24 protein-coding genes and 1 pseudogene are annotated in these 26650 nt (G+C 45.5%); 6 read left to right on the top strand and 19 right to left on the bottom strand.

The window, feature by feature from the left end; all coding sequences use genetic code 11:
* Positions 1 to 53: 53 nt before the first annotated feature.
* From AC08OG_RS06910 to AC08OG_RS06900, 3 genes are all read right to left on the bottom strand, one after another.
* The gene (locus tag AC08OG_RS06910; RefSeq protein WP_292355820.1) at positions 54 to 503 is read right to left on the bottom strand and encodes a DUF305 domain-containing protein; all 450 of its coding nucleotides are present in this window, start codon (positions 501 to 503) and stop codon (positions 54 to 56) included.
* Positions 504 to 774: 271 nt separating this feature from the next.
* Positions 775 to 1617, bottom strand: coding sequence for a pirin family protein (locus AC08OG_RS06905; RefSeq protein WP_482930426.1), 843 nt, complete (start codon positions 1615 to 1617; stop codon positions 775 to 777).
* Positions 1618 to 1627: 10 nt separating this feature from the next.
* On the bottom strand, positions 1628 to 2212 hold the full coding sequence (locus AC08OG_RS06900; RefSeq protein ID WP_439504168.1) for an FMN-dependent NADH-azoreductase: 585 nt from the start codon (positions 2210 to 2212) through the stop codon (positions 1628 to 1630).
* 122 nt (positions 2213 to 2334) lie between these two features.
* On the opposite strand from AC08OG_RS06900, the gene AC08OG_RS06895 reads away from it, so the two are divergent.
* The 3 genes from AC08OG_RS06895 (at position 2335) to amrB (ending at position 5228) form a co-directional block, all read left to right on the top strand.
* Positions 2335 to 3240 (top strand): LysR substrate-binding domain-containing protein, encoded by a 906-nt coding sequence (locus tag AC08OG_RS06895; RefSeq protein WP_482930425.1) that lies wholly within the window; start codon positions 2335 to 2337, stop codon positions 3238 to 3240.
* A 72-nt stretch (positions 3241 to 3312) separates the two neighbouring features.
* Positions 3313 to 3969, top strand: a complete 657-nt coding sequence (locus AC08OG_RS06890; RefSeq protein ID WP_482930424.1) for a pyridoxamine 5'-phosphate oxidase family protein — start codon at positions 3313 to 3315, stop codon at positions 3967 to 3969.
* 431 nt (positions 3970 to 4400) lie between these two features.
* Positions 4401 to 5228 carry an AmmeMemoRadiSam system protein B gene (gene amrB / locus AC08OG_RS06885; protein ID WP_292355832.1) on the top strand — a complete coding sequence of 276 codons (828 nt, stop codon included), beginning with the start codon at positions 4401 to 4403 and terminating at the stop codon, positions 5226 to 5228.
* Here amrB and AC08OG_RS06880 read toward each other — a convergent pair.
* Positions 5213 to 5995: a TIGR01458 family HAD-type hydrolase gene (locus tag AC08OG_RS06880; RefSeq protein WP_439504166.1), complete on the bottom strand. Its 783-nt coding sequence runs from the start codon at positions 5993 to 5995 to the stop codon at positions 5213 to 5215. The genes amrB and AC08OG_RS06880 overlap by 16 nt on opposite strands.
* A gap of 286 nt (positions 5996 to 6281) precedes the next feature.
* Positions 6282 to 6497, bottom strand: coding sequence for a hypothetical protein (locus AC08OG_RS06875; RefSeq protein ID WP_482930423.1), 216 nt, complete (start codon positions 6495 to 6497; stop codon positions 6282 to 6284).
* Between the two features lie 171 nt (positions 6498 to 6668).
* On the opposite strand from AC08OG_RS06875, the gene rimO reads away from it, so the two are divergent.
* A complete protein-coding gene (rimO, locus tag AC08OG_RS06870; RefSeq protein WP_482930422.1) occupies positions 6669 to 7979 on the top strand; it encodes a 30S ribosomal protein S12 methylthiotransferase RimO in 1311 nt (436 codons plus the stop codon).
* Between the two features lie 144 nt (positions 7980 to 8123).
* On the opposite strand, the gene AC08OG_RS06865 is transcribed toward rimO, so the two are convergent.
* The 4 genes and pseudogenes from AC08OG_RS06865 to AC08OG_RS06850 form a co-directional block, all read right to left on the bottom strand.
* Positions 8124 to 9110: a sensor domain-containing diguanylate cyclase gene (locus AC08OG_RS06865; RefSeq protein WP_482930421.1), complete on the bottom strand. Its 987-nt coding sequence runs from the start codon at positions 9108 to 9110 to the stop codon at positions 8124 to 8126.
* Between the two features lie 234 nt (positions 9111 to 9344).
* Positions 9345 to 10315, bottom strand: a pseudogene (locus tag AC08OG_RS06860) (calcium/sodium antiporter).
* Positions 10316 to 10393: 78 nt separating this feature from the next.
* Complete coding sequence (locus AC08OG_RS06855) at positions 10394 to 11860, bottom strand: cryptochrome/deoxyribodipyrimidine photo-lyase family protein (RefSeq protein WP_482930420.1); 1467 nt, start codon at positions 11858 to 11860, stop codon at positions 10394 to 10396.
* Positions 11857 to 13170 carry a DASH family cryptochrome gene (locus tag AC08OG_RS06850; protein ID WP_482930419.1) on the bottom strand — a complete coding sequence of 438 codons (1314 nt, stop codon included), beginning with the start codon at positions 13168 to 13170 and terminating at the stop codon, positions 11857 to 11859. Before AC08OG_RS06850 ends, AC08OG_RS06855 begins: the two co-directional genes overlap by 4 nt.
* 103 nt (positions 13171 to 13273) lie before the next feature.
* Here AC08OG_RS06850 and AC08OG_RS06845 point away from each other — a divergent pair, with 103 nt between their 5' ends.
* Positions 13274 to 13690 (top strand): thiol-disulfide oxidoreductase DCC family protein, encoded by a 417-nt coding sequence (locus tag AC08OG_RS06845; protein ID WP_292355845.1) that lies wholly within the window; start codon positions 13274 to 13276, stop codon positions 13688 to 13690.
* A 54-nt stretch (positions 13691 to 13744) separates the two neighbouring features.
* On the opposite strand, the gene AC08OG_RS06840 is transcribed toward AC08OG_RS06845, so the two are convergent.
* From AC08OG_RS06840 to AC08OG_RS06825, 4 genes are read right to left on the bottom strand one after another with little or no spacing between them, the layout of a single operon-like run.
* Positions 13745 to 15700 (bottom strand): alpha-amylase family glycosyl hydrolase, encoded by a 1956-nt coding sequence (locus AC08OG_RS06840; RefSeq protein WP_292355847.1) that lies wholly within the window; start codon positions 15698 to 15700, stop codon positions 13745 to 13747.
* 42 nt (positions 15701 to 15742) lie between these two features.
* Positions 15743 to 16615, bottom strand: coding sequence for a PfkB family carbohydrate kinase (locus AC08OG_RS06835; protein WP_482930418.1), 873 nt, complete (start codon positions 16613 to 16615; stop codon positions 15743 to 15745).
* Positions 16612 to 17469 carry an HAD-IIB family hydrolase gene (locus AC08OG_RS06830; RefSeq protein WP_292403337.1) on the bottom strand — a complete coding sequence of 286 codons (858 nt, stop codon included), beginning with the start codon at positions 17467 to 17469 and terminating at the stop codon, positions 16612 to 16614. The genes AC08OG_RS06835 and AC08OG_RS06830 overlap by 4 nt, the downstream gene beginning before the upstream one ends.
* Entirely contained in the window at positions 17470 to 19626 is a 2157-nt protein-coding gene (locus AC08OG_RS06825; protein ID WP_482930417.1) for an HAD-IIB family hydrolase, read from the bottom strand.
* Between the two features lie 217 nt (positions 19627 to 19843).
* Between AC08OG_RS06825 and AC08OG_RS06820 the strand changes: the two genes are divergently transcribed.
* Positions 19844 to 20659, top strand: coding sequence for a class I SAM-dependent methyltransferase (locus AC08OG_RS06820; protein ID WP_482930416.1), 816 nt, complete (start codon positions 19844 to 19846; stop codon positions 20657 to 20659).
* A gap of 43 nt (positions 20660 to 20702) precedes the next feature.
* Here the strand turns inward: AC08OG_RS06820 and AC08OG_RS06815 are convergent, their stop codons facing one another.
* The 6 genes from AC08OG_RS06815 to AC08OG_RS06790 all read right to left on the bottom strand — a co-directional run bounded on the left by AC08OG_RS06815 (position 20703) and on the right by AC08OG_RS06790 (position 26551).
* The gene (locus tag AC08OG_RS06815; protein WP_292355859.1) at positions 20703 to 22625 is read right to left on the bottom strand and encodes a TIGR00341 family protein; all 1923 of its coding nucleotides are present in this window, start codon (positions 22623 to 22625) and stop codon (positions 20703 to 20705) included.
* Between the two features lie 173 nt (positions 22626 to 22798).
* Complete coding sequence (locus AC08OG_RS06810) at positions 22799 to 23524, bottom strand: succinate dehydrogenase/fumarate reductase iron-sulfur subunit (protein ID WP_292355861.1); 726 nt, start codon at positions 23522 to 23524, stop codon at positions 22799 to 22801.
* Positions 23521 to 25212, bottom strand: a complete 1692-nt coding sequence (locus AC08OG_RS06805; protein ID WP_482930529.1) for a fumarate reductase/succinate dehydrogenase flavoprotein subunit — start codon at positions 25210 to 25212, stop codon at positions 23521 to 23523. Before AC08OG_RS06805 ends, AC08OG_RS06810 begins: the two co-directional genes overlap by 4 nt.
* Complete coding sequence (locus tag AC08OG_RS06800) at positions 25149 to 25460, bottom strand: FAD-binding protein (RefSeq protein WP_482930415.1); 312 nt, start codon at positions 25458 to 25460, stop codon at positions 25149 to 25151. Before AC08OG_RS06800 ends, AC08OG_RS06805 begins: the two co-directional genes overlap by 64 nt.
* Entirely contained in the window at positions 25461 to 26048 is a 588-nt protein-coding gene (locus AC08OG_RS06795) for a succinate dehydrogenase/fumarate reductase transmembrane subunit (protein ID WP_292355864.1), read from the bottom strand.
* A complete protein-coding gene (locus tag AC08OG_RS06790) occupies positions 26048 to 26551 on the bottom strand; it encodes a hypothetical protein (protein WP_292355867.1) in 504 nt (167 codons plus the stop codon). Before AC08OG_RS06790 ends, AC08OG_RS06795 begins: the two co-directional genes overlap by 1 nt.
* Positions 26552 to 26650 lie beyond the last annotated feature (99 nt).

Genomic DNA, 26650 nt, shown 5'->3' with positions numbered 1-26650 from the left:
TTCTGTATTGTCTTGTTGTTTAATTAATAGAGACATATTTTCAATCCGGTTTTTTACTTTTTCTGAAGATCGTTAATCAGCATTTTCATCTCATCAATTTCCCTGCGTTGCGCCTCAATAATTTCATCGGCTAATTGACGTACCCGTGGATCACTAATCTTTGCCCTTTCGCTGGTCAAAATTGCGATCGAGTGATGTGGAATCATGGCTTTCATATAAGACACATCATCAACCGTGGTCTGGCTCCTTACCAGCCAGAGTGAGCCCGCAAAAATTACAATACTGACAAGATAAATAATGATATTGACTGTGACGTTGGAATACATGTGCAGCATAAAGCTCAACATCACTATTGCCATGGTTGCCCCCATTATCAGTGCCATATAACTTCGGGTTTCACTGAAAAACACATGATCAGCCTGATAGGTATTTAGATACATTAAGCCGAACATCACGAGAGTGGATGTCAGGATCATGGCAGCAAATCTTCCATACATTTTCATCAGCTTATCTCCTAATTAAAGACTAGGGTCTGTCTATTTTTCAGAGCCAGCACTGCTGGCGGCTATGAAAGATAAACAGCCCCTCGTTAACACCCCGTGAAATGAGAAAAATATTCTTGTTGTTATATTAAGTTAACATTTATTAGGGCGATTGATCTTTCATGACTGCCATTCTGGACAAAAAATCAGCCATCGGCAGTGGTGGATATGCAAGATAAACAAGCTCTGGTTGATACCGCAAAAAAAAGCCCGGATAATTCCGGGCTCAAAATCAGGCAAACTGACCGCTGCGATAATCAGCAAAAGCCTGTTCCAGTTCAGCACGGGTATTCATTACAAATGGTCCTGCCCGTTCAACTGGTTCATTAATCGGTTTGCCAGCCACCACAATGAATGTGCTGTCCTGTTCTGCCATTACTTTCACCGCATCACCTTCTTTTAGTACCGCCAGCTGCGAGGCACCGATTGAAGTCGGTTTATCGCCAATACTGACTCGACCTGCTGCTACATAAATAAAGGCATTATGAGTAGCTGGTATCTGGTCTTCAAATACACTACCCGCAGGCGCATCAATCACAAAATAAACCGGCTCAATAAAACTATTATCTATAACGCCTTTGGTTCCATTAAGCGTTTCACCGGCTACGACTTTTACCGTTAAACCTGCTTGGCGTGTCTCTATTGCAATCTCGCTGGCTGCTTTTTCCTGGTAGCGTGGTGGCATCATTTTATGTTCAGCGGGCAGATTCACCCACAACTGGAAACCTGCCAACAACCCCGCTTCCTGCTCAGGTTTTTCCGAGTGGATAATGCCGCGGCCTGCTGTCATCCACTGCACGCCTCCACTTTCAATCACCCCCGCATTACCAGCGCTGTCTTCATGGCGCATTTTACCTGCCAGCATATAGGTCACTGTTTCAAACCCACGATGTGGATGGGGTGGAAAACCGGCAATATAGTCTTCAGGTTTATCACTGCCAAACGCATCAAACAATAAAAATGGATCCAACATATCTATTTCATGCGAGGCGATTAACCGTCTTAACGACACCCCCGCTCCATCCGAGGTCATCTGGCCCCGTATCCATTTTTTCACTTCACGTTGTTGTGCCATGATGGCCTCCTTACGCCGCAATCACTGCAGCCAATTTCTCGCTGCTGTCCGGCTGTTCAAAATAGTGGTTGGCATTGACCAATGTGACATCGCTAATGCCAATAAACTGCATAAAAAATTTCAAATACTGACTGGCAAAATCCACATCACTTTCCAGTGGTACGCCACCTGATGCCATCACCAGATAAACTTGTTTGTTTTCCAGTAAGCCGACAGGACCATTTTCGGTATAGCGAAAGGTTTCGCGCGCCCTAGCCACCAGATCAATCCAGGCTTTCAATGCTGCCGGTATACCAAAGTTATAAATCGGTACAGCTATCACCATCACATCCGCTGTCTTGACTTCATTAATCAGCTGATCAGATAAGGCCAATACATTTTTTTGTGCCTCACTTCTATCTGCCGGATCGGTAAAGTTGGAATTAATCCATTCTTCGTTGATGAATGGCAAACCTGAAGCCACATCACGTTGCTGCAAGGTTACATCATGTTGACTAGCCAATATTTCGGTCAACTGGGTCGAGACAGTCCGGGTTAATGATCCGTCATAACGACCACTGGCATTAATATGTAATACGTTTAATTTTTGCATCATTTAATTCCTCTTATAGGTCGGTTAAGTTAGTACTGTGACATTTTATAGTTCTTGAAATTTTGATAAAGAATGCTATAAAGAATTTATTGTTGATATATAAAGAACAATAAAAGGATATGGCAGTGAATCAAATTGAAGATATGCAAACGTTTAAACGTATTGTTGAAGCAGGCAGTATCAGTCTCGCTGCCGAACAGCTTGATACCGTGAAATCGGCAGTTAGCAGGCGGTTAAAAGATTTGGAAAAACGTTTGAATGTGACTCTGCTGCAACGCACCACCCGACGCCAAACGCTCACCGAGGCCGGACACCGTTATTATCAGCATTGTTTGCGATTACTTGATGATATTGCAGAGGCAGAAGCACAGATATCCGATATTGAAGCCGAACTCAGCGGCAAGTTACGAATCTCCGCGCCGGTGTCTTTTGGCTTAATGCATTTGGGGCCCGCCTTACAGGAATTTCAGCAATTACATCCCCTGATTGAAATGTCGATTGATTTCAATGATCGACAGGTTGATTTGATTGCTGATGGATTTGATCTGGCAATCCGCATCGCCAGACTGGATGACTCAACCTTAATTGCAAAAAAACTCTCATCTACACGGCTGCTGGTCTGTGCCAGTCCAGAATATCTGGCCTATCATGGCACGCCAGTCATTCCCATCGATCTTACTAATGACCATGCTATTTTGCATTATCGAAATACCTCTGAAACCTGGGTGTTTCAACACAATGGCAGCCCCATCAGTTTGCATTTGCAGGGCAAGCTTTCAGCTAATAATGGTAATTTTCTGTGTGATGCAGCCATCGCAGGCCAAGGCATTATCTTCTCTCCAGATTTTCTTTGTTATCAGGCTGTGCAATCAGGAAAGCTTGAGGTCATATTGCGTGACTATATGTATGACAACGAGGTTGGCATTTTCGCGGTTTACCCACAAACCCGCTATTTGCCAAGGCGCAGTCAGATTCTGATTGCCTATTTACAGAAATATTTCGTTCGCAATGCACCCTGGTTGGATTGCTGAGCTATTTGACAGTCTTTGGCGACAATGCTCAACTGTCGCCCACAAGAAAAATCTTATAAAGAGAGAGAAACTATGACTGAAATTTATGGCACCCAGCATCGGCAATTACAACAGGAATTCGATAAAGAAAAACTTGCGGATCGGGTCGGCGAGGCCATTATCACTGATTACATTACTGATCAGCATCGTGAGTTTATCGCATCACGTGATTTCTTTTTCCTGTCCACGGTTGATCACCGGGGGTTTCCAACCTGTTCCCATAAGGGCGGCGACATTGGTTTTGTAAAAATTCTCGATGAAAAAACACTCGCCTTTCCCAGTCTTGACGGTAACGGCATGTATCTGTCAATGGGTAATATTGATGCCAATAAAAAAGTTGGCATGTTGTTTATCGATTTTGAAACTCCACACCGGGTTCGGGTTCATGGTACTGCCGAACTGAGTCGCGATCCGGCAGATCTGGCGTTATTTCATGAAGCAGAACTGGTGGTCAGAGTCACCATTGAAGATATGTTTCAGAACTGCCCTCGTTATATTCACCGTTATAAACGCATCAGTGAATCTCGATATGTGCCAAAAGCTGAATGCCAGACACCATTACCAGTCTGGAAGCGTTTAGATGCCGTTCAAGACGTTATAGATGATAAAGAAAAGGCTAAAGTGGCTCTGGAAGGCGGCATTATTACCATGGAAGAATACGAAGTACTGCTGCGAAAAGGTGAAGCGTAAATCATTGAAAAATAAGTAGTTTGCGCACCACTATGTCTCATCTTTACCACATTTATATTTCGGGAAAAATTCCCGCAAGTGATCAATGCCCGACACATCAGGTTTCCGGGTATTGATCATTTTTTACAGCTAAATCCTTGCTTGAAAATCCATATTGCGAAGCGAATACTCAATTATCCAAGGCCTTGTGTCTATTTACCTTTCAAAGCCGCCTCTGTTGTGACTGAAAATAGACCAATCAAGGCGTGAGGAGTGTAGTTTAGTTCCTCTAAATAAATGACGAGCAACGCAGAGTGGTAGATTTTCAGCCACAACCCGAAGGGCTGGGACAATTTTCCACCCTACTGCGTTGGAAATGAATTATGTAGAACAACTACATCGCATCATTTCCGCCTTGTTGGACGGAAAAATAGTCGCCAGCAGTGGTGGTTATGAAAGGTAAACAGACCCAAGAGTTGAGGATAAAAACAATGATTTCGATTCGCCCCAGTGCTGTTGCAGGTTTGTATTATCCCGCCCGTTCAGCAGAGCTTGAAGACTTGTTGGCAAAACAGTTTGATAAGCCCTCAGACCACATTCACCATCATGCTAAAGCGCTTATTGTTCCGCATGGGGGTTATTTCTATTCCGGTCAAGTCGCTGCCAAGGCTTATCAGTCCTTAATGGAAGTAGCCGATGATATTGAACGGGTCATTTTAATTGGTCCCTCGCATCGTACAGATTTCAAAGGCATTGCAATGAGCGAGGCAGATTATTTTGCTACGCCGATTGGCAGTGTGGCGGTAGACAAAAAAATCTACCCTCAGTTAAGCCGCATTAAAGGGGTTGAAACCTACGAAAGCCCGCATGATAACGAACATTGTCTGGAAGTCCAGCTACCTTTTTTACAATATTCGCTAAATCAATTTGAAATTGTGCCTTTACTCACCGGCCAAGCTAGTTCTTCGCTGATTGCCGATGTTCTGGGTACGGCAACCCAGGATGCTAAATCGTTAATTGTGATCAGTTCTGACCTGAGTCACTACCTGGATTATGAGACCGCACGCAAGATAGACCAATATACTTCACAGGCTATTATCAGCATGGATAATCACGATATTGATAAGTTTCATGCCTGTGGCTGTGATGCCATCCGCGGCTTTCTTGAGTATGCCCGCAATGCAAATATGTCCGGTCAAATCATGGCGTTAAGTAATTCCGGTGATATCGTCCGCAAAAAAGAAAGCGTCGTCGGATATGGCGCCTATTTATTCGAATAGGCATAAGTCGGTTTGACCACCTGATTTACTGCCTCGACCACAGAAGGTAATACCCATGCACCGGGATGACGGATTTTATCTTCGTCTCCCGGTGTATATTTTCCGGTCTGCACCAGACAACCTCTTAATCCTGCTGCCAACGCACCTTGTACATCAGCAAACGCATCATCTCCTATCATCAGTACTTCTTCAGCAGCAAAACCAGTAGATTCCACTGCTGTCTGGAAAAATGCTTTTGCTGGTTTGCCTAAAATCTCAGCTTCCACATCACAGGCAAACTCAAGTGCCGCAATAAAGGGGCCAGCATCCAACTGCAACTCTTCGTTTTGCCGGAAATATCGATTCAAACCTATACCAAGCAGCGGTGCCCCATCCATCACCAACTGAAATGCCCGGTTCATGTTCGCATAATTAAATCCATCGCCGGCATCGGCAATGACCACAGCATTGGGAGAACTTTGATCCAGATCGGCAAATTCCGGGCGCAGCTTTTCATGCACCAGGCAATATGGACGCAATTTGCGTTGCTGTAACGCTAACTTCACTGCGCCGGGAGCGGTTAACACTTCCTCAACACTCAGATCGAAGCCCATCTGCAACAGTGACTGCAACATGTCGGTGCTGGTTTTTCGGGAAGTATTGGTTACAAAGCGCACCACTATTTGCTCGTTCCGAGCCAGCTGAATGGCCTCTATAGCGCCATTTACCGGCTCGTTATCAACATGCAATACACCACTGATATCAAATAAAATCGCTTTTATCATCATAATCACCTTGGGCATGTTATGTATGTATAAATTATGCTCGGTTACATGCTGACAAACAAATTACACAATTAATTCTGCTTGATTCAACTGTATAAAATTGCGATCTACCCCGGTGCTGTTAAAAATTCAATGTCATCGCAGAAGTAACTATGAAAGTTCAACAAGCTCTAGGGCTTATTGAACTTTCATCTCCGCCGCTGTTGTGAGCTGAAAAAGCGTCAATCAAGGCACGAGGAGCGCCTTTTGTGAGATACATCCATGTATCTCACCCCATTGGGGCTTGCGCTCAAAAACGTTCCTGACGTTTTTGTAGTAATTCTAAATAAGTGAGGAGTAAAGCTTCCGCATCCTGCTCACGCCCCTGACCTATATCCATGCAGGCCACGCAGAGTGGCGTTTTTTCAGTCACAACCCGAACGGCTGGGACTATTTTTGCGCCCGCCTGCGTTATATGAAATACATCCCTGTATTTCACCGCTGCGCGGCCAGCTAAGCTGTTCAAATGAGTTCCAGACTCATTTGTCAATCACTTATGTAGGATGGCTACATGGCGTTTTTTCCGCCTTGTCGGACACAAAAATAGCCACCAGCAGTGGTGGATATGAAAATTCAACAAGCCCTAATAAACAGTATAGAATAGCGGGCTTTTCTTTCCCAGTTACAGGTTACGCTTATGAAAGCTCCTCAGGTCGGGTTTGTCAGTCTCGGTTGCCCAAAAGCACTTGTTGATAGCGAACGTATCATCACCAAATTACGTTCAGAAGGGTATGAAATTTCCGCCAATTACGATGATGCTGATTTAGTGGTGGTCAATACCTGTGGCTTTATTGATTCTGCCGTTGATGAATCACTGGAAAGTATTGGTGAAGCCATTGCGCAGAATGGCAAAGTTATCGTGACCGGTTGTCTGGGAAGCCGTGACAATACCATTCGAGAAAAGCATCCACAGGTACTGGAAATTACCGGTGCTCATGCGCTCGAAGAAGTGGTAGGCGCGGTTCACAAACATCTTCCACAACCCCATGATCCGTTTATTAGTCTGGTGCCGCCTGAGGGCATCAAACTAACTCCCCGACATTACGCCTATCTGAAAATTTCCGAAGGCTGTAATCATCGCTGTACCTTCTGCATTATCCCCTCCATGCGTGGGGATCTGGTCAGTCGCCCAGTGAATCAGGTAATCGCTGAAGCTAAGCGTCTGGCTGACGCTGGTGTAAAGGAAATTCTGATTATTTCGCAGGATACCAGTGCTTACGGTGTCGATTTGAAATACGCTGAATATGAATGGCAGGGTGAGAAAATTGCCACCCGCTTTACAGCGATGGCCAAAGCACTTGGTGAAATCGGCATCTGGGTACGTATGCATTATGTTTACCCTTACCCGCATGTGGATGATGTGATTCCATTGATGGCTGAAGGCAAAATTCTGCCGTATCTGGATATTCCGTTTCAGCATGCCAGCCCGCGTATTCTCAAATTAATGAAACGTCCGGCTTCATCACAAAATAATCTGGAACGCATCCAGGCCTGGCGGGCAATTTGTCCAGAAATCACTCTTCGCAGTACCTTTATCGTGGGATTCCCCGGTGAAACCGAAGCTGAATTTGAGGAATTGCTGGATTTTCTTGATCAGGCTCAGTTGGATAAAGCCGGTGCTTTCAAATACTCGCCTGTTGATGGTGCAGTGGCAAATCAATTACCCGATCCGGTGCCTGAAGAGATTAAAGAGGAACGTCTGGCCCGGTTTATGGCGAAACAGGCAGAAATCAGTGCCTACCGGCTGCAACAGAAAGTTGGGAAACGCGATTTTGTGATTATCGATGAAGTTGTTGAAGAAGGTGCCGTCGGGCGGAGCCGTGCTGATGCCCCTGAGATTGATGGCCAAGTCTTTATTGATCACGCCACCCATTTAAAAGTGGGAGATATTGTTGAGGTGGAATTTGAAGAAGCCGATGAGCATGACCTCTGGGCAAGACTGGTTTAGAAGTGGTTTATACTTAATCTGCAAGGCATAGTATTAAGAAAATATAGCCCGGCAGCGTGGTTGGAAAAGCATTATGCCGGAGCGTTGCTGATCTATTATTCATGGCTTGTTGAAGAAAAAGCACCTCTCCAGCAATGATGCAGATTAAGAACTGATACGGTTTTTACCAGAGTCTTTAGATTGATAAAGTGCATTGTCGGCGCGGATCGACAAGCGCATAGCTGATTCTCCCTGACGCAGCTGCGCTACCCCGAAACTGGTGGTAATGGTAGCGCGTTTATCCAATTTGGCATCCATGATCAATTGTCTTAATTTTTCAGCGGTATGCGCTGCTGCTTCGAGGCCAGTATTCGGTAACAAAATCATAAACTCATCACCGCCCCAGCGTGCCAGCAAATCGATTTCGCGAATATTCTTTTTTAATAAACGACTCATCTGAACCAACACCATGTCTCCATTGGCATGGCCAAACTCATCATTTACGATTTTAAAATCATCGATATCGAGGGCAATTATTGAGAGTGGTTGCTTGAAACGCTCAGCCCGCTCGACTTCCAGCTCCAATGTTTTTTCCAAACGATATCGGTTGGCTACACCCGTAAGTGTGTCTGTTTCAGCGAGGCGTTGAACTTCGGCAATCTTGCTTTCCAGTTCAGCGTTGGTTTGAATCAACTGGTGAGTACGTTCTTCGACCAGGTCTTCCAGAGAATGATTTTGTTGCGCCAGCCGATCCAGGTTGAGTTTTCGTTCATTGATATCCCGATGGGCGCCAATCATTCTTGCAACAGAACCATCTTCATTCCATTCGATAATTCTGGCACGGTCTTCTACCCACAAATAACTGTTATCAGCCTTTTTCAGTCGGTATTCAATCTGGTATGAACTGCTATGATTATGTATGTAGTTATCGAAGTGGGCTAATACACGCTGATGATCTTCTGGGTGCAGATTTTGCTCCCAGGATGCTACGCTGGCAGGAAGAGTGGCGGCGTTATACCCCAACATTCTGAACCAACCAGGACTACGATAAACGTATCCGGTATTTGCATGCCAGTCCCACACACCATCGCTGATTATGTCCAATACGACTTGCAGACATTGATCGTCTACCTCGCCCAGCCCCGTCTTCATACCCAATCCTTAGTAATCAAACACTTAAGAGCGGAAGTATCTTATAAATATTTATGTGATGCAAGTCACAATATTATTTGGTTGTCGAGAGAGACAGATAATCATAGGAAATGACGATAAATAAGATAGTAATCAGTATTGAGAATGTGGAGCCCAAATATAAAAAATATGGTGACCTGAGAAGACCTCAGGCCACCATTATTCATAGCCATTTAAACTGCTGTTAATTTTCGCTTAAGTCACAATCGTGCTGACGAGATAGGCTGTATAAGCGACAAACACCAGCATTAACGCACTACCTTCAACGCGATTGATACGCCCTTGTCTTCCGCGAAAACCAAAGCCAAAGATAAATATCGCTATGGTCAGACCAGCCATAACGGCAATATCCCGTGTAAGTATTTCTGCTGGAACACCAAAAGGATGAATCAATCCTGCGATACCCACTACAGCCAGGGTATTAAACAGGTTTGAGCCAATAACATTACCCAGCGCAATATCATGCTCGCCTTTTTTACAGCAATCAGTGATGAGGCCAGCTCGGGTAATGATGTTCCGATGGCCACGATGGTCAAACCAATAATCAAATCACTGACACCAAACGCTACGGCAATTTCTACTGCGCCCCAGACCAAAATTCGTGAACTGATAATCAAAAAAATCAGACCGATAAATAACCAAATCAATGCTTTTTTCAAGCTCATTGATTCTGTATTGAATTCAGCTTCCATTTCGGTACCGAATGCATCTGGTGATTTCTTCATGCCCTGATAAATGGTCCAGCCCATCAACATAAAGAACACCAAAATCAACACTCCGGCATCCAGACGCGACAATGAACCATCAGCTAACTGCCAGGCAGCCAAGGCGGTCACTGCGATTAGAATCGGCAACTCTATGCGCAACACTTGTGAATGCACTGCAATCGGACTGAGTACTGCGGTCAGACCCAGAATTAACGCAATATTGGTAATGTTTGAACCATAAGCATTGCCCAGAGCGAGGCCAGGATTGCCTTGCGTTGCGGCCAATGCAGAGACCACCATTTCCGGTGCTGAAGTACCGAAACCGACTATCACCATGCCGATTAGTAACGGCGGCATACCGAAGTAGCGGGCAGAAACTGCGGCACCATCAATAAATCGATCAGCACTCCATACTAATAAAATCAAACCAAAAATCACCGCAGCAAAGGCAAGTGTCATATGTTCTCCGGAAAAAATATTGAGGAATTTATAGCGTTATTATCAGGGGTGAAACCGTTCGCTGGCAATTCGAATCTGTTAACGACGGGTCAATCGTACATGGCGACGCAGTATACGTTGATTTTCACGTTGCACATCGTCACGTTTACGCCATGACCATAAACGATCCCGGCTTTGTTTTGAGGTATCTTTGATATCAACAATGGGATACGGGTAATCTCTCCCCAACTGAAAATTTAACATCATTTCCTCCATAGGTGTGATTTCCCATGGTCGGTGAATAATTTCATTAGGTAAATCGCAGAGTTCGGGTAACCATTCACGGATAAACTTACCCTCGGGGTCCTGTTCTTCAGCTTGCTTGGTTGGATTATAAATACGAATGGTGTTGGTGCCCGTAACCCCTGCCTGCATTTGTAGTTGTGGATAATGAATACCCGGCTCAAAATCCAGAAACACCCGGGCCAGATGATAGGTTCCGCGCCGCCAGTCAATATGCAGCTGATGACATAAAAAACTGACCAAAATGTCGCGCATTCGAAAATTGATATAGCCGGTTGCGTTCAGACAACGCATGCTGGCGTCGACCAGCGGATAACCGGTTTTACCATTTTGCCAGGCTATCAAATCAACTCCCGATTGCTTATCCTCTCGCCAGGGGAAAGATTGATAACCCTGGTTTACCGGCCGAAATTCCATTTCCGTTTCACTTTCAAATTTCTGCATAAAATGACAATGCCAGTGCAACCTTGAAGAGAGTGCTGCCAAGGCTCTTCGCCAGCCGGGGTCATTCCAGTGCTCCAGTAACTGTTGATAGACCTGTCGCAGGCTGATATTGCCCCAGGCAAGATACGGTGACATTCTGGAGCAGGATTGCCGACTCAGATCCGGACTGGAAATCTGTCGGTTATAAAGTTTGCCACGCTTGGCAAAAAATTCAGCCAACACTTTTTGCGCGGTCAATTCGCCACCATATTGAAAAAGCATATCCGTTTGCTGCCATTCGACCGGAGGCGTGAATGGTGTCATCTGCACCTCGGTAATAAAGTCAGCCTGTTGCCAATTACTTTCCGGCACGGATTGCCGCATGACCTGTTGCCAATGTTTATCCCAGTCCTCACGACTGTTTGCGGCACGAATGACCGCACCTTGTGGAAATTGATTCCAGCTAATTTGTTGATGTTTAAACTTTTTATGGAGAATTTTATCTCGCTCATAGGTGATGTTCAGACCTATTTCCTGATGACTGAAAACCGTATCAATCTGATAATACTGCTGTAATTGTTCAAAGACAGCTGGCGCTTCCCCCTCTATCACCACCACACTGGCTTTGTTTACTATCAGCTGCTGATCCAACTGTTGTAATGACTGCCAGACAAATCGCCAATGGCGCAGGCTGTAATGCGCATCATCCACCAGCGAGGGTTCCACAATATATAACAATAAAGTGGGTAAATTCTGTTCACATGCAGCATTAAGCGCTGCATGGTCGGATAAACGTAAATCACGTTTAAACCAGACGACATTGATTAATTGACGGGTCATTTTTTGGGAGGAGGCATGATTGGCCAGTCAGCCGCATCAACTGAATCCAGCGGGATAATATCAATGTCTCCCTGCCAATGACGGATAAATTCACCATCTGGATCGTATTGCCGGGTTTGTTTTTCAATATTAAATTGCCGTCCACCTCGAGGATCAGCCCCTACTCCAGCAATATATTGCCAATTGCCCCAATTGGCAGCGACATCATAGTCAATTAATTGCTGCTCAAAATAAGCGGCGCCAAAGCGCCAATCCAGATTCAACTCATGAACAAAACAGCTGGCAACGATCTGCCGTCCCCGATTGGACATATAACCTGAAGCATTAAGTTGTTTCATACAGGCATTGACCAGCGGATATGGTGTATTACCGTTACACCATTTCTGATAACGTTCCGGGTAATAGCAACGTCGGCTTTTAGTGTTTTTTATTCCGTCAAAGCGAAATAATCTGGCGCCATAACGATGGGCATACCATTGAAAGTATTCCCGCCACAGTAATTCAAAGTAAATCCAGTAAGTCGAATCATTACAGACCTTAGTCTGTTCATAGTTTTTGAGCCGGGAAGCCAGATGTCTTACAGAAAGACAGCCTAACGCCAACCAGGGAGAAAATTTGGTTGAATTGGTCCAGCCGTCCAGTTCATTTCGCACAGTTTTGTAACTGGCTGGCAGGTCCTTGGAGAAATAATCATTGATATGTTTCAGTGCAGCCGTTTCCCCTCCAGTAAATTTTGAGGGTTGAAATACCGGCTGGGGAATCTCATCAACCGCAATTGGTCCTGGCGTTGGTGGCAATTGCTGAGGAATCGACATAGGCCTGGGCAGCGCTAAATCTTCGACTTGTTTACGAAACTGGGTAAATGATGTTGGTAGTTGATTAAGTTGGAAGGGTAAATCATCAGCAGAAAATAATGTGTGACTGGGTTCTGTCACGAATTCACGATCCGGAAATTGTTTTTGTAACAGCTTCCAGTGACGATTTTCATAAACACCTGCATGCTGGCTACGGGCAATAATATCGACGTTATATTTATTGATTAATTCTGTCAGCGCCAGGTGCGGGGTTTGTTGTTTGATAATCAGTACTTGTCCGACATGCTGAAGCTGTTGCTGCAGATCCTTTAGCGACTCGACTAAAAACTGTAAACGACGCTCCCCCATCGCCTTGGCATTCAACCCATTAGGTCTGAACCACTGTGGGTCCAGACAAAACACACAGATAAGTTTATCAACCGACTGCATTTTCCATAATGCAGGCTGATCATGCAGTCGCAGATCATTGGTGAACCAAAATATTCCTGTGGTCATAGGGTTTCAAAACTCCATTGGGGTGAAAAGCTGACAGTTCAGAGACTGCAAAGAGAGATATAGGTTCGATGTTTCAGAACTAAGTAGCGTTGAGAACGTCAGAATGACAACCACTTTCAGTAGAGAACACAAAATGCATCAATTGACGGTATTCTTTGATGGTCAGTGCCCTTTGTGCACTAGAGAAATTGCTTTATTAAAACAATTTGATACGCGACAACGACTGCATTTTGAAGATATTCACGCCACTGACTTTGTTTATCGTTATCCCTACATTGATGTCGTTAGCGCCGATAAAAGATTGCATGGTCAATTGGCAAATGGGCAAATCATTACCGGGCTGGATGTGACGGCTAAAGCCTGGGGCCTTGTAGGTCATCATCGCTGGTTGCAGATATTACGCTGGCCGGTCATTCGCTGGTTTGCAGATTTAGCCTATCTGTTTTTCGCCCGGTTTCGTCATCCGATTGCCCGATTATTCGGTGATAAGTCCTGTCAGGATGATAACTGTAAGTTATAGGTTCTATTGATCTTTCAGTGACGACTATGAAAAATCAACAGACCCTCAAGTTATTCAGACTTCGGTTAACCAGTAACAACCAAACCGCGGGATGACCACTGTATTGCCAAACTTCTCGGGACTTTGTCCGGTAATAGCATCCACCAGATGCCCCTGATAGGATTGTGACCATCTCGGTAACTGGTCCAAATCCAGACGCTGAGATTGTTTATCGAAATTCGCAATCACCAAGACCCGATCGGCAGGTTTTTGCAGATGGTAACGCTCAAAAACAAACAAGTGCGGATTATCTACCTCGACCAAATCCCGATTATTAAAATCAGCAAATGCATCCAGTTCTTTATGCACCGCAATGAGTGTCTTCAACTGGCTGAAAATCAGATATTCAACTGTACCCGGTACATTTCGCTGTTCAGCTTTTTTCCAGTCAATAAATGGTCGATGTACCCAGCGTGAATCATCCATTTTGACTGGATCATCACGATAACTTTCATCATTGGTCGTACCAATTTCATCGCCATAATAAAGTAACGGCAAGCCACCAAATGACAGAATCATGCTATGCAATAACACGATGATGCGTATCGCATCATCAATAGCCTGCTCATCTCCGATATCAATGGCATATTGCAAACCCACCAGCGAGGCCAGAGAGCCGGAAATACGGGCATCACCGGTTTTATCATTCTGACCAAATGGTACACCTCTGGCGTGTGAATCAGCATATTGTCCGGTGAAATAGTCGATCAAAAAGCGTCTGTGTTCACGTGGCTCGTAACCTGCCAGCTCTATGTCTTTATCATCAAACCCCAGACCGATATCGTCGTGACAGCGTATGTAATTTAACCAGGTAGCGCGCTCCAGTTTTACCGGAAGACTTTTTATTCCCTGATTCAGCAATCGGGCATTTTTGGTGGCCACTGCATCCCATAACAACGCCATAAATGTGGCGTTATAGGCAATTTCACATTCTTTAGCGATGACCGCATCTTCGCCAAAATATTTAGTCACTTCGACGGGAGCAACAATGGCCTCAGCAATAAACAGTACACCCGGCGCTGTTACCTGACAGCAGTCTTTCATTAGCTGCAGAATCAGATGGGCTTCGCGTTCGTTCTGACAGGTACTGCCGATCTTTTTCCATAAAAATGCCACTGCATCCAGCCGCACAATATCGGCACCCTGGTTGGCCCAAAACAGGATAATATCGAGCATTTCAATGAATACAGTGGGGTTACTGTAGTTCAGATCCCACTGGTATTCGTTAAATACCGTCATCACCCAGCGTTGCATTTCCTTGTTCCAGGTGAAATTACCTGGAGCTGTTTCCGGAAACACTTCGGGCATGCTCTGCTCAAACATATCCGGGACGTGACGGTTTTCAAAAGTATAAAAATAATCGCGATAAGGCGAATAACCATCACGTGCTTTCTGTGCCCACTCGTGCTGGTCAGAAGTGTGATTTAACACCACATCCATCACCAGCAACATATCACGTTGACGGAGATCACCAGCCAAACCACGCAGATCGTTGAGGTCTCCGGCACGGGGATCAATTTCACGGAAATTACTGACAGCGTATCCACCATCACTTTTCCCTTCAGGGCATTTCATGATGGGCATGACATGTACCAGATTAATACCCAAATCCTGAAAATAATGCAGATGTTCACGCATGCCTTGCAGATTTTTGGCAAACCCATTGCAATACAGCGCCATGCCAACCCACTTCTGACTGAGAAACCAGTTGTAATCCTGTTCCCGCTCTATATCCTTAGCACGTAATTCTTCAGACCGATCGATATATTGTCTGGCAAGTGTCTCAACAAGACGCTGGGCCTGTTCGGCAAAGTCCGGGCGTTTGCCATACAGCCTTTCAAATAACGAATGAATGGCGTAGAAGTTGGCACCCAGCCGCGTGTAGAAATAACGCAGATCATGTTTGGAAAACTCTGGTTCAATCTGATTCAGGATGGCATTCAGAAGTGAATGAGATTGCTGTTCGTACATGTAATTTCCTGATTAAAGAGTCGGATAATTCTGGGGGTGTGGTTATGTGAACTCAGAATAAAAAGCAGGATCCTCGCTGACCGCTCCCCGTAATCCTATCACTTTGCTGGCAAAATGCTGGGCATTCAATAAAATTTTCTGTACTGGCCAACCGGCTAACAACCCGTGAATATACATTGCACTGAAAGCGTCTCCTGCACCCACAGTATCAACCAGCTGCTCAGCAGCAACCCGTTTCTGTTCATAAAAGGTTCCATCGTTGCAGCGCACGATACCTCCTTCCTCTCCCCGTGTCACGATCAGTTGTTCCAATTGAAAATGGGTTTGCATCCGGGTCATATCCTGCTGCAAATCCGCTGAATTAAAGCCCAGTTCATTCAATTCCAAATGATTCAGCTTGCACCACTTCGCACGTTCCAGACATTTGTATATATCTTCCTTGCTCCACCACGGTGTGCGTAAATTCACATCCATAAAAACCGAGACGGATTTGGGACGTGTCAGAAAATCAAAAGCATCTTTCGACACTGAATTTCTTAATGCCAGAGAACCATGATAAACAATGGCATCATTACGCAGGCCTGGCAGCTCTGCTGTTTGTATAAAATCATAAGCCCGGTCAGCTCTGATATCGTATGAAGGCTCGCTGCCCTGCAAAGAGACCTGAACCTCGCCCGTGCGATGTTCATTATCTGTTTGCAGCCCTTCAGTAGAAAGCTGCCAATTTTCCATCGCATTGCGGATCTGCTGACCGGATTCGTCATTGCCAACTCTGGAGATGAAAACCGGATGATCCCCAAAGGCTTGTAAATGCCAGGCGACATTAAAAGGTGCTCCGCCCAGCTTTCGCTCGCCATCCGGAAAGCAATCAAATAATACCTCGCCAAATATGGCTAGCGCGGACTGCTGGCTCATGTATTGTCTCCTGATTCAAGTTGGTTTCTGAATCCTTCAGCATAATGCCAAACACCTTGTAATACCCCTGCACTGTAATTGCCATTCATGCCCAACGGCCCAGGATCAACAGCAATATAAAGCGACTGTGGGTGACCATTTTCAGCGACTAATTGCTGTGCCATGGCTTTGATTTCATCTGAGGCGTTATTGACCACCACCGATTGTATCGGGCTGGCTAAAACCGGCATATCATTACCACTGTCACCAGCAAAAACCACCTCGGTATCCTGATACCCCAAACGGCTTTGCAAAAATTCGATGGCGTGCAGTTTGGTGGCATGTTCCGGTAACACATCCAGTAAACCAACATTGGTCAGCTCATCAATACTCCACATTACTGAAGCGTTGATTCCATTTTTTTGCAGATGGTTATGCACTTGTGCAATGACCTCATCCTTATTGAGATAAAGCGGCAGATAAAAACTCAGTTTGTGGGTGTTTTGCTTACTGAACTCCTGCAATTGCAGATCTTTGATATCACTCAGCAAGGCCTTCAAATCAGAATGTGATTGACCGTTCCAGTCTTTGGCAATTTCATCACACCAGCTCTTTACTTCCTGCCACCGTTTATCTTTGTATTGAAATATTTTAGTTCCCACATCGCTGATAATGTAATCCGGTTGTGGCAGGCTATAGGTACGGATAGCTTTTTCAACCAATTGACGATGGCGGCCCGTCACATATACCAGACAAACATTTTCCGTTTGACAGAACTTTCGGAATCGCCTGCGTGCATTGGGATGTTCAGCCTGCATTCCGTTCGGTATGACAGTGCGATCCATATCGGTACAGAGTAATAATCTTGCACTCATTTAATTTGAACCTGTTGCTTGTTCAGAGGTGGTTTCAAAAAAATTATAATATTCAATCGCTTCCATAATGCCTGCAGCATAAGGCTTATGGGCAAAATAGATATGTGAAAAATCTTCCAGCTGTGACAGTTCTTCATGATGCCTGTTTGCTACAACAACAGCCAGTGTGTTGCCACGCATCATATCCTCATCGGCACCACTTCCACCGGCCACACAGATACGTTCAAGCGGCATTTGCCAGCGATCTGCAACAAACCTCAACGCCATACCTTTTGATGCTCTGAGCGGCAGAATATCCAGATACTGACCAAAGGCGAGTTGAACATGTACCGATAACTCTTCTCGGTGTAACAATGATTTCACGGCCTCAACATCTATCTGTTCGGGATTGATGTAATAACTTAGCTTGAACTGACTCTGTTCTGACTTGGGCTGTCGTTCCAGCCCTGGAATATCATCAAGCAATTTAGTCACCCGATGAGGTAACCACAAATGGTCAATATGTTTGGTCCAGGCCGTATCCGGTGTTAGTTTTGGTGCATAATAAATTTCGCTGCCACTACTGGTAATCAGAATATCCGGCTCGGGAATACGATGTTTTTTCATCAGTTTTAACGCCTGGTCCAAGCGCCGGCCGGTAGCAATAACAAATTTGGTACTTTTACGATTATCCCGCAGCAGACCAAGCAATGCCTGCAAGGATTCATCATCACCAATCAGATTCAAATCCAGATCGGTGACCAGTGCTCTTTCATCGCGTCCCATTTCACGACGTTCAACTGGCAAGCGCAGTAATTTTTCAGTGCGTGCAGCAATCGGTTCAATGATTTCCAGGTAGCGTTTTGCATGTGCTTCCCAGGAATAATGTTCAGTGACGCCTTTCAGGCCATTTTGCTGACACTGTTCCCAGTATTTATCGTCAAGTAATAGTTTCTCTATCGCAGTACTGATACTGGAAATTTCCAGTGGGTCAATTAATTCGCCATTCAGACAATTCGCCATGATATCTCTGGGGCCACCATCTTCGGTGGCAACAATCGGCAAGCCGCTGGCAGCTGCTTCAATCAATGTCAGTCCAAAAGGCTCTGTCAGGGCCGGGTTAACAAATACCCCTTTGGTTGCGGCTGCTATGCGATAAATCAGAGGTACTTCATCACGACGATGATGTTTAGGAATAGTGACTTTGCCGTAGAGATCATAACGATCAATCGCCACCAGAAGCTCATGAAATACTTCCTGTGCCCCTCGTTCCAGATCATCAATATCATCACGATTACCAGCAATCACCAGAATATTGGCATGTTGCTGTAATTGTTCTGACTGCCCATAAGCCTCAATCAGACTGACAATATTTTTACGCTTATCTGGCCGCGACAATGCCAGAATCATCGGTTTTTCCGGTTCATCCAGATGTTTGGTAATGCGTTTAAATAACTCGCTTTGCAGTTCATCTCCCTTTGGTGGAGTGAATTGCTGAACATTAGTACCGGGCGGCACGATACGCATTTGAGCCGGCTGATAGTGATCATAAAGCTCATACTGCTCTTCAATTTCCTGATGCGTACTAGTGATCACCCGCTCTGCGGTAGCCAGCGTAATTTCTTCTGCCTCAATTCGCTGGTTCATCTTGTACTGTTGTTCTAATTGATCGATATCCACGCCACTGGCCAGCAATCTTCTGCGTTTGACTCGTCCCAGTGAATGGCCGGTATGGATTAGTGGTATTCCCAGCTGATTGGCAATATGCGAGGCAACCAGTCCGGAATCAGCATAATGACTATGCAAAATGTCTGGTAAAAACGCCTGTCTACGGAAAAAATCCACCAGATTATCGGCAAAGGTATCGAGATATTCCCATATTTGTTCTTTAGCCAGATATTCTTCAGGCCCGGCATCAATTCTTATGATACGTAATTTTTCGTTGAGCTCTTCAATAGGCTGGGCATAATCAGGCGAAACCTCATCATCCTCGACTCGTCGGGTAATTAGTAAAACTTCACCGACCTTTTCCTGCTCAGACAAAGCCTGAGCCAGCTCAAGCACATACAGTGTCTGACCGCCAGTATCGGCATCTCGACCAAGTTCGAGATCATGACCACGAATAAGACCATGGATATTTAACAGAGCAATCTTAAGTTTTTCATTTTTATCTGACATAGGCGTTTTATGGTTTCTTCACAATGCGTTATATCCGGACACTCAGCTAGAGTCAGACAAGGAATATTCGTCTGTTACTTTGCGATATTCCCTTAAAACTACCCGCTAAGCTGCCAGAAGACAAATCAATCTCGTTCTTAAAGGGGTGTTGCAACCATGAGCGTATCATGCAGTCTGTTAGTTACGTATTAACTTAAATTTAAAAAGGAAAATTTCTATGAGTTTGCAGCGTATTTTTTCTTCTTTATTATTATTGTGTTTACTGCCACTTGGTCAACCTGTTATGGCAGAGGCGTTATTAGAGAAAACAATTGACAGTCCTTCACGGTCAGAAGCCAATAAGCAACGTGATATGTTTCGCCATCCTTCAGCCACCTTGATGTTCTTCGGCATCACCGCTGATATGCATGTTGCTGAAATATGGCCAGGACGTGGCTGGTATACTGAGATCCTTGCCCCATGGTTAAAACATGGTAAGGGAAAATTGATTGCAGCCGGTTTTCCTGCGGACACACAATCGGCTTACAGACAAAATCTTCGCCAGGAATACAATACCTGGCTAAAAGCCTCTCCAGAGCTATATGACGAAGTAGTTGTCACCGAATTTGGCCCGGAAAGCGATTGGCAATTTGCTGATCCACAAAGTCTGGATGCTGTTTTAACCTTTCGCAACGTTCATAACTGGGTGCAGGGTGATTTTGCCGACCAGGCCTTTAATGCCATTTTCACAGCATTAAAATCCGGCGGTATTCTGGGTGTGACTGACCATCGGGCCAAACCGGGAACGCCGCTTGCTGTGATGAAGAAAAGTGGTTATCTCACTGAAGAATATGTGATTTCACTGGCTGAAAATGCTGGCTTTGAACTGGAAGAAAAGTCTGAAATCAACGCGAATCCGGCAGATACGGCGGATCATCCCAATGGTGTCTGGACCTTGCCACCCAACCTGCGCGTAGATAATGAAACAGATAAAACGAAATATCAGGCCATTGGTGAAAGTGATCGAATGACCTTACGTTTTCGTAAGCCTTGATGACGGAAAGCTCAGACACAGAAATCTGTGTCTGAGCTATTATTTATCGAACCACCCTGACAGCAATTTCCAACACCACTGGTTGTTGTAAACGGCGTTCAATTTCCTGTTTTACTTCATCCATCACGGCATGATCCACTGGGGTTTTTGACACCATGGTCAAGCTGATTATCACTGGATCACGTGGTCTCACATTGACATCCACCAGTTTGACACCTGCTATTTCCTGGCCATCCAACTGACGTAACACATTATTTTCGGCCACCATCCGCTCAAAACCGAAAGCCAGCGGAACCGCCAGAATAGCCACCATCACCAGCGTCAGCATCAAACCACGTTTCGCTCGATGAAATGGACTGTAACCCAGAATCATAAAGGTGATTAACGCTGCCAGAATAATGCCAACAAGGTTCGTCAGATATAACAGGAAAGCACCAAAAAACACGGTCAAGTCGAACCAACCCAAGCCAATACCAGCAACCGCCAGCGGTGGCACCAGGGCTACAGCAATAGCGACACCGGCAAGACTTTTAGCCACTTCAGCACGCGCATGAGCATAGGCACCGGCAATTCCCGAAACCACGGCCACACCTAAATCCAGCAAGGTCGGACTGATTCGTGCGGCGATTTCACTATTGATATGATTCAACGGTATAAACCAGGCAATCAGCATGGCACAAAGTAAGGCGAGCCCGGTGCCAATAGCGATACTGCGACCACTATCGATCATCAGATTTTCATCCTGGCGCAGGGTGCCTAATGACATAGAAATAATCGGGCCCATCAATGGGGCCAGAATCATCGCACCGATAACGACTGGAATAGAATTGGCAAACAGGCCAAAAGCCGCCAGCAAAGTGGATAACACCATCAACGTTAAATAGGCTGGAGTAGCCTTTGCGCTTTCGCGCATCATCATAAATAAATCTTTGAACTCTTCCGGCGCAGCATGATGCATCCATGGCAATGGATAACTGACCAGTTCATTACGCGCTTTGCCCAACGGCAATGCCTGGGTGCGAATAACTTCTTTCTGATCCCCACCACTTTCCGATAACGCCAGTAGCCTGCCGGGTATCAACCGAATAGTCCGCCGCTCTACTTTGAACTGCAGTTGCTGTGCCTCGGAGACCATCTCATCATGACTGTATTGGATGGGTTTATTGGTTTCCAACGTAAGCTGGCTACTTTTAATAAAGCCGACAAACGCCGGGTTATTTCGGCTCCAGATAGTTCGCATAAACAAAGAGGCAAACAGAAACCTGAGCATTTCAAAGACACTTCTTGGCGCCAACACCAGTGCATGCAGCATGCCATCATTGGCATTGGAATCGGGCATAAAACGGCGGGACAATACTGAGCTTCGGCCATGCTCAACTGCCACCACGCCAAAGGCTGCTGTTTCAATCACTTTTTCTTTCTGAGTGGTAATAGTGAACGGTGTAAAACGCACCTCTTTGAGACTACGCATCAATCGCCAGAAGCGTCTTACCCTCACCAAGAATGCTTCTACCATTGCTTCGCCAGGGACCAAAGTAAAGGTCTGCCCTACAATCACAGAGTTGAACACCGGTCTTTCATTACAAAGCAACAAATCCAGTTGCGAAGCATCGTTATTCACAATATCGCTAAGTGCATCGTCAAAATTGGCGGCAATCCCAAAACCATAGCGGGCATGTTTCATCTCGGGATGCGGTAACAGCCCAATCGTCCATTTCTGCTCACGTGCCTTTAGCATCAACTTACGCAGCAACTCATCATTCAGATAGCTGATGACCAGCTGATCATCATCAAATTGACATGACTGCTCCAACTCAAAGCTGCTGAGCTCAATATCCCATTGCTGTTCAGGTAATTTCGGCAGAATCTGTTCTTGAACAGTTGATTCATCTTCCGTCGAAAACAACAATACAACTCGGCGTTTATCAGTCATTGAATCAAGTTTGCTGATCAAATCTTCTACCATTCAGGCGCTCCGTAACGGGGATAATTCTGCAATATGTTATCAGACCAATCAGAAACGTCTGGTCTGTAAGGAGATGGAAATGTTATGAACCCAAGTATATTAATCTTTGCTAGCCATTACTGCTGGCGGCTATTTTTTCGTCCAACAAGGCGGAGATGAAAGCTCAACAAGCCCTAGCTTTGATATAACAATTTATTCATCGTCACAATGGTGTCAGTTCGAATCTGTTTGGGGCAGACACGTTCACATTCACGGTAATTACTGCAACTGCCAAACCCTTCAGCTTCCATTTTTGCCAGCATTTTAGCCGGTCGTTTATGGTCTAGTTGTCCCTGCGGCAAGCTACTCAAGTGACTGACCTTAGCAGCAATAAATAACGTTGCTGATGCATTCGGACAAACCGCAACGCAGGCGCCACAGCCAATACAGGTAGCTGCATCAAAGGCTTTATCTGCTACCGGCTTGGCCACTGGCTGGGTATTGGCCTCTGGTGCTGCACCGGTTCTTACCGGTATATAACCACCCGCCTGAATAATACGATCAAACGCACTGCGATCGACCATCAAATCTTTAATCACCGGAAATGCCGTTGCCCGCCAGGGCTCAATCCATAATTCGTTTTGATCCTGATAGTCACGCATATATTGCTGACAGGTGGTCGTCGCCCGGTGCCGACCATGAGGTTCGCCATTAATCACCAGACTACAACTGCCACAAATGCCTTCACGACAGTCATGATCAAAAACAATAGCTTCTTTACCAAGAGTGATCAGACGCTCATTGAGGGCATCAAGCATTTCCAGAAAAGAAGATTCAGCTTCCACTTCCAATTCATGTTTTTCAAAAAAACCTTTGGCTTGGGGATTGGCCTGACGCCATATATGCAGGATAAATTTCATTGGTAGTTGCGAATCCCAGGACTGACAAAATCGAAATGCAGCGGTTCTTTTACCAGCTTCGGCTGAACCACATCACCGGTGAACTGCCAGGCAGAAACAAAACCAAAATCGTTGTCGTGTCGTTGTACTTCACCGTTAGCGGTTAAATGTTCGACCCGAGCATGGCAACCACACGACTCTTCACGGCTTAATGCATCAATACACATTAATTCGCCAAGTTCCATAAAATCGGCAACCCGACCGGCTCTTTCCAGCGTCTGATTAAGCTGTTTGTCATTGCCACTGACTTTGATTTCCCGCCAGAATTGTTCACGCAGTTGCTGGATATCTTCAATGGCCTGTTTCAAGTCAAATTCATTGCGTGCCATGCCGCAGTGATCCCATAAAATCTTGCCCAGACGACGATGAAAATAGTCTGGCGTCTGTTTTGGTTCAGGCGCATTCAACAGTCTGTCCAGTCGCGATTGCGAATAGTTCATGGCCTGCTGCACTTCTGGATAATCTTTATCTTCCAATGGTGTTTGTCGAGCAAGATAATCGGACACCGTGGTTGGTAGAATAAAATAGCCATCTGCCAACCCCTGCATCAATGCACTGGCTCCAAGTCGATTGGCACCATGATCGGAAAAGTTGGCTTCGCCGCCGGCAAACAATCCATCTACAGAGGTCATCAGATTATAGTCCACCCACAATCCTCCCATGGTGTAATGCACGGCAGGATATATTCGCATCGGCTGTTGAGTTGGGTCTTCAGAAGTAATTCGCTGATACATATCAAACAGATTGCCGTATTTTTCATTGATTACGTCAGCACCCTGTTCTTTAATGGCATCGGCAAAATCCAGATAGACCCCCAGCTTCTGCCCATTAATTTCATGACCGACACCACGGCCATCATCACAAATATGTTTGACCGCCCGCGAAGCAATATCGCGTGGTACCAGATTGCCAAAGGCCGGATACATGCGTTCCAGAAAATAGTCCCGATCCTGTTCCGGAATTTCACGCGGGTCACGACCACAGTCTGCCGGATTTTTGGGTGCCCAGATGCGGCCATCGTTACGTAAAGATTCACTCATCAAGGTCAGCTTGGATTGCAATTCACCATGTTGTGGAATACAGGTGGGATGAATCTGGGTAAAACAGGGATTGGCAAATAATGCTCCATGCTTATGTGCTCGCCAGATAGCAGAGGTATTACAGCCCTTGGCATTGGTCGACAGGTAAAAGGCATTACCATAACCACCTGTGCAGAGCACCACACAGTCCGCCAGATGTGAACTTAATTCACCGGTCAATAAATCCCTGACCACGATACCTTTGGCCTTGCCGTCAATTTTGATTAAATCGTGCATTTCACAGCGGGAAAAATGCTCAATATGCCCTTCAGCTACCTGCCGGCTCATCGCCTGATAAGCACCGAGTAATAACTGCTGACCGGTTTGACCTCGTGCATAAAAGGTTCTGGATACCTGCGCTCCACCAAACGAACGATTGGCAAGATAGCCGCTGTATTCACGGGCAAACGGCACCCCTTGCGCTACAGCCTGATCAATAATCGACGTGCTCAGTTCTGCCAGTCGGAATACATTGGATTCGCGGGCACGAAAATCGCCACCTTTGATCATGTCGTAAAACAGACGCCAGACACTGTCACCATCATTATGGTAATTCTTAGCGGCGTTAATCCCCCCTGAGCAGCAATACTATGCGCTCGGCGAGGACTGTCCTGATAGCAGAAGGTTTTCACCTGATAACCCATTTCTGCCAATGATGCTGCAGCAGAAGCACCAGCCAGACCGGTGCCGACCACAATTACTCGATATCGTTTTCGATTAGCCGGACTGACTACCCGCAGATTGTATTTATGCTGAGTCCAACGTTGTTCCAATGGACCTTTTGGGGAAAAGCTGTCTAATGGTTGTTCTTCAGTCATTTATGCTTTCCAATAGGCCAGAATCGGGACAATAGCAAATCCCACCACTAGTAAAACGACAATGGCAGTGCTAATCCAGTAAAACTGTTTTGAAGTTTTGCCCAGTGTTTGTAATACATTGGTCAATGAGTGTTGCAGGTGCAGTCCAATTAACAACACGCCCCCAAGGTAAATCAGCAATTGCCATACTGAACTGAATAACGTGAGTGTCTGCGTGTAAATATCAGCACCGCCAAATGACCACATTTGCGCCATATGCCAGACAATAAACAGCAAAATCAGCGTAATAACGATGGATACCAGCCATGCGGGAATGAAATGGTGTTGCCGGTGCTGATAAGCCTGAACCCTGGCCTTGCTGTTGTGCAATCGAATTTGCACCGCGACAATGACATGAAACACCAATGATGCTGCCACTAATAGCCATAAAGGCCAGCGAATCAGTGGTTGATTATAAAAATCGTAAAACGCCTGGTATTGCTCGGGACTGAAAAAGCTCAGATTAGTGAGCATATGAAAAATCAGATATGCGGTCAGCACCAGACCGGCCATCGCCATCAGGCGCTTTTTAACTTGCAACAGTGCCATCAGCTTTCCCGACTCATTACAATTTGATCGGTCTCTGACAGCGGTTCAAGTTTTTCACGCTGAATGGTTCGCACACAGCTGTTCCAGCGCAGAATGGCTTCATCATTATGATCTGGACGCATTTGCTCTGCCTGCTGGTAACATTCCAGCGCCTTAATAAAATAATCATAGGCAAATGCACGGGACATGGGTTGAGTGAGCATAAATCTGGCACGACGTTCCAGCACAATACCGGTGTAATAGGTCTGTTTGTATTCACTGGACAGCTTGCTGATAGCCGTTTCAATATCCTGAAACGGCGACTGACTGCCACTGATACTGATCTGATCAGTTAACGCAAGTATGTAAACCACCAAAGCCGCCTGATTTTCAGGCTCGATATTGAGAATATCCAGGCAGATGCTTTCCGCAATTTCGGGCTCAAGTAATGAGCGATATTGTCGCGCACGGTCCAGAGCCAGTTCAATTGACTCGGCATGTATATCATGTAAATTCAGGTCCATCGCGCTCTCTTGCTACTAGGATTTGCCGTCACGGCAGATATAGCCTCAATCTAAAGCAATTGGCATGGCTTTTCAACGCAACCATGCCACATTATTCAA

The sequence above is a fragment of the Methylophaga sp. F7 genome (assembly GCF_056863975.1).
Note: the sequence above shows the minus strand (reverse complement) of the source record. Positions and strands in the feature narration are given on the sequence as shown.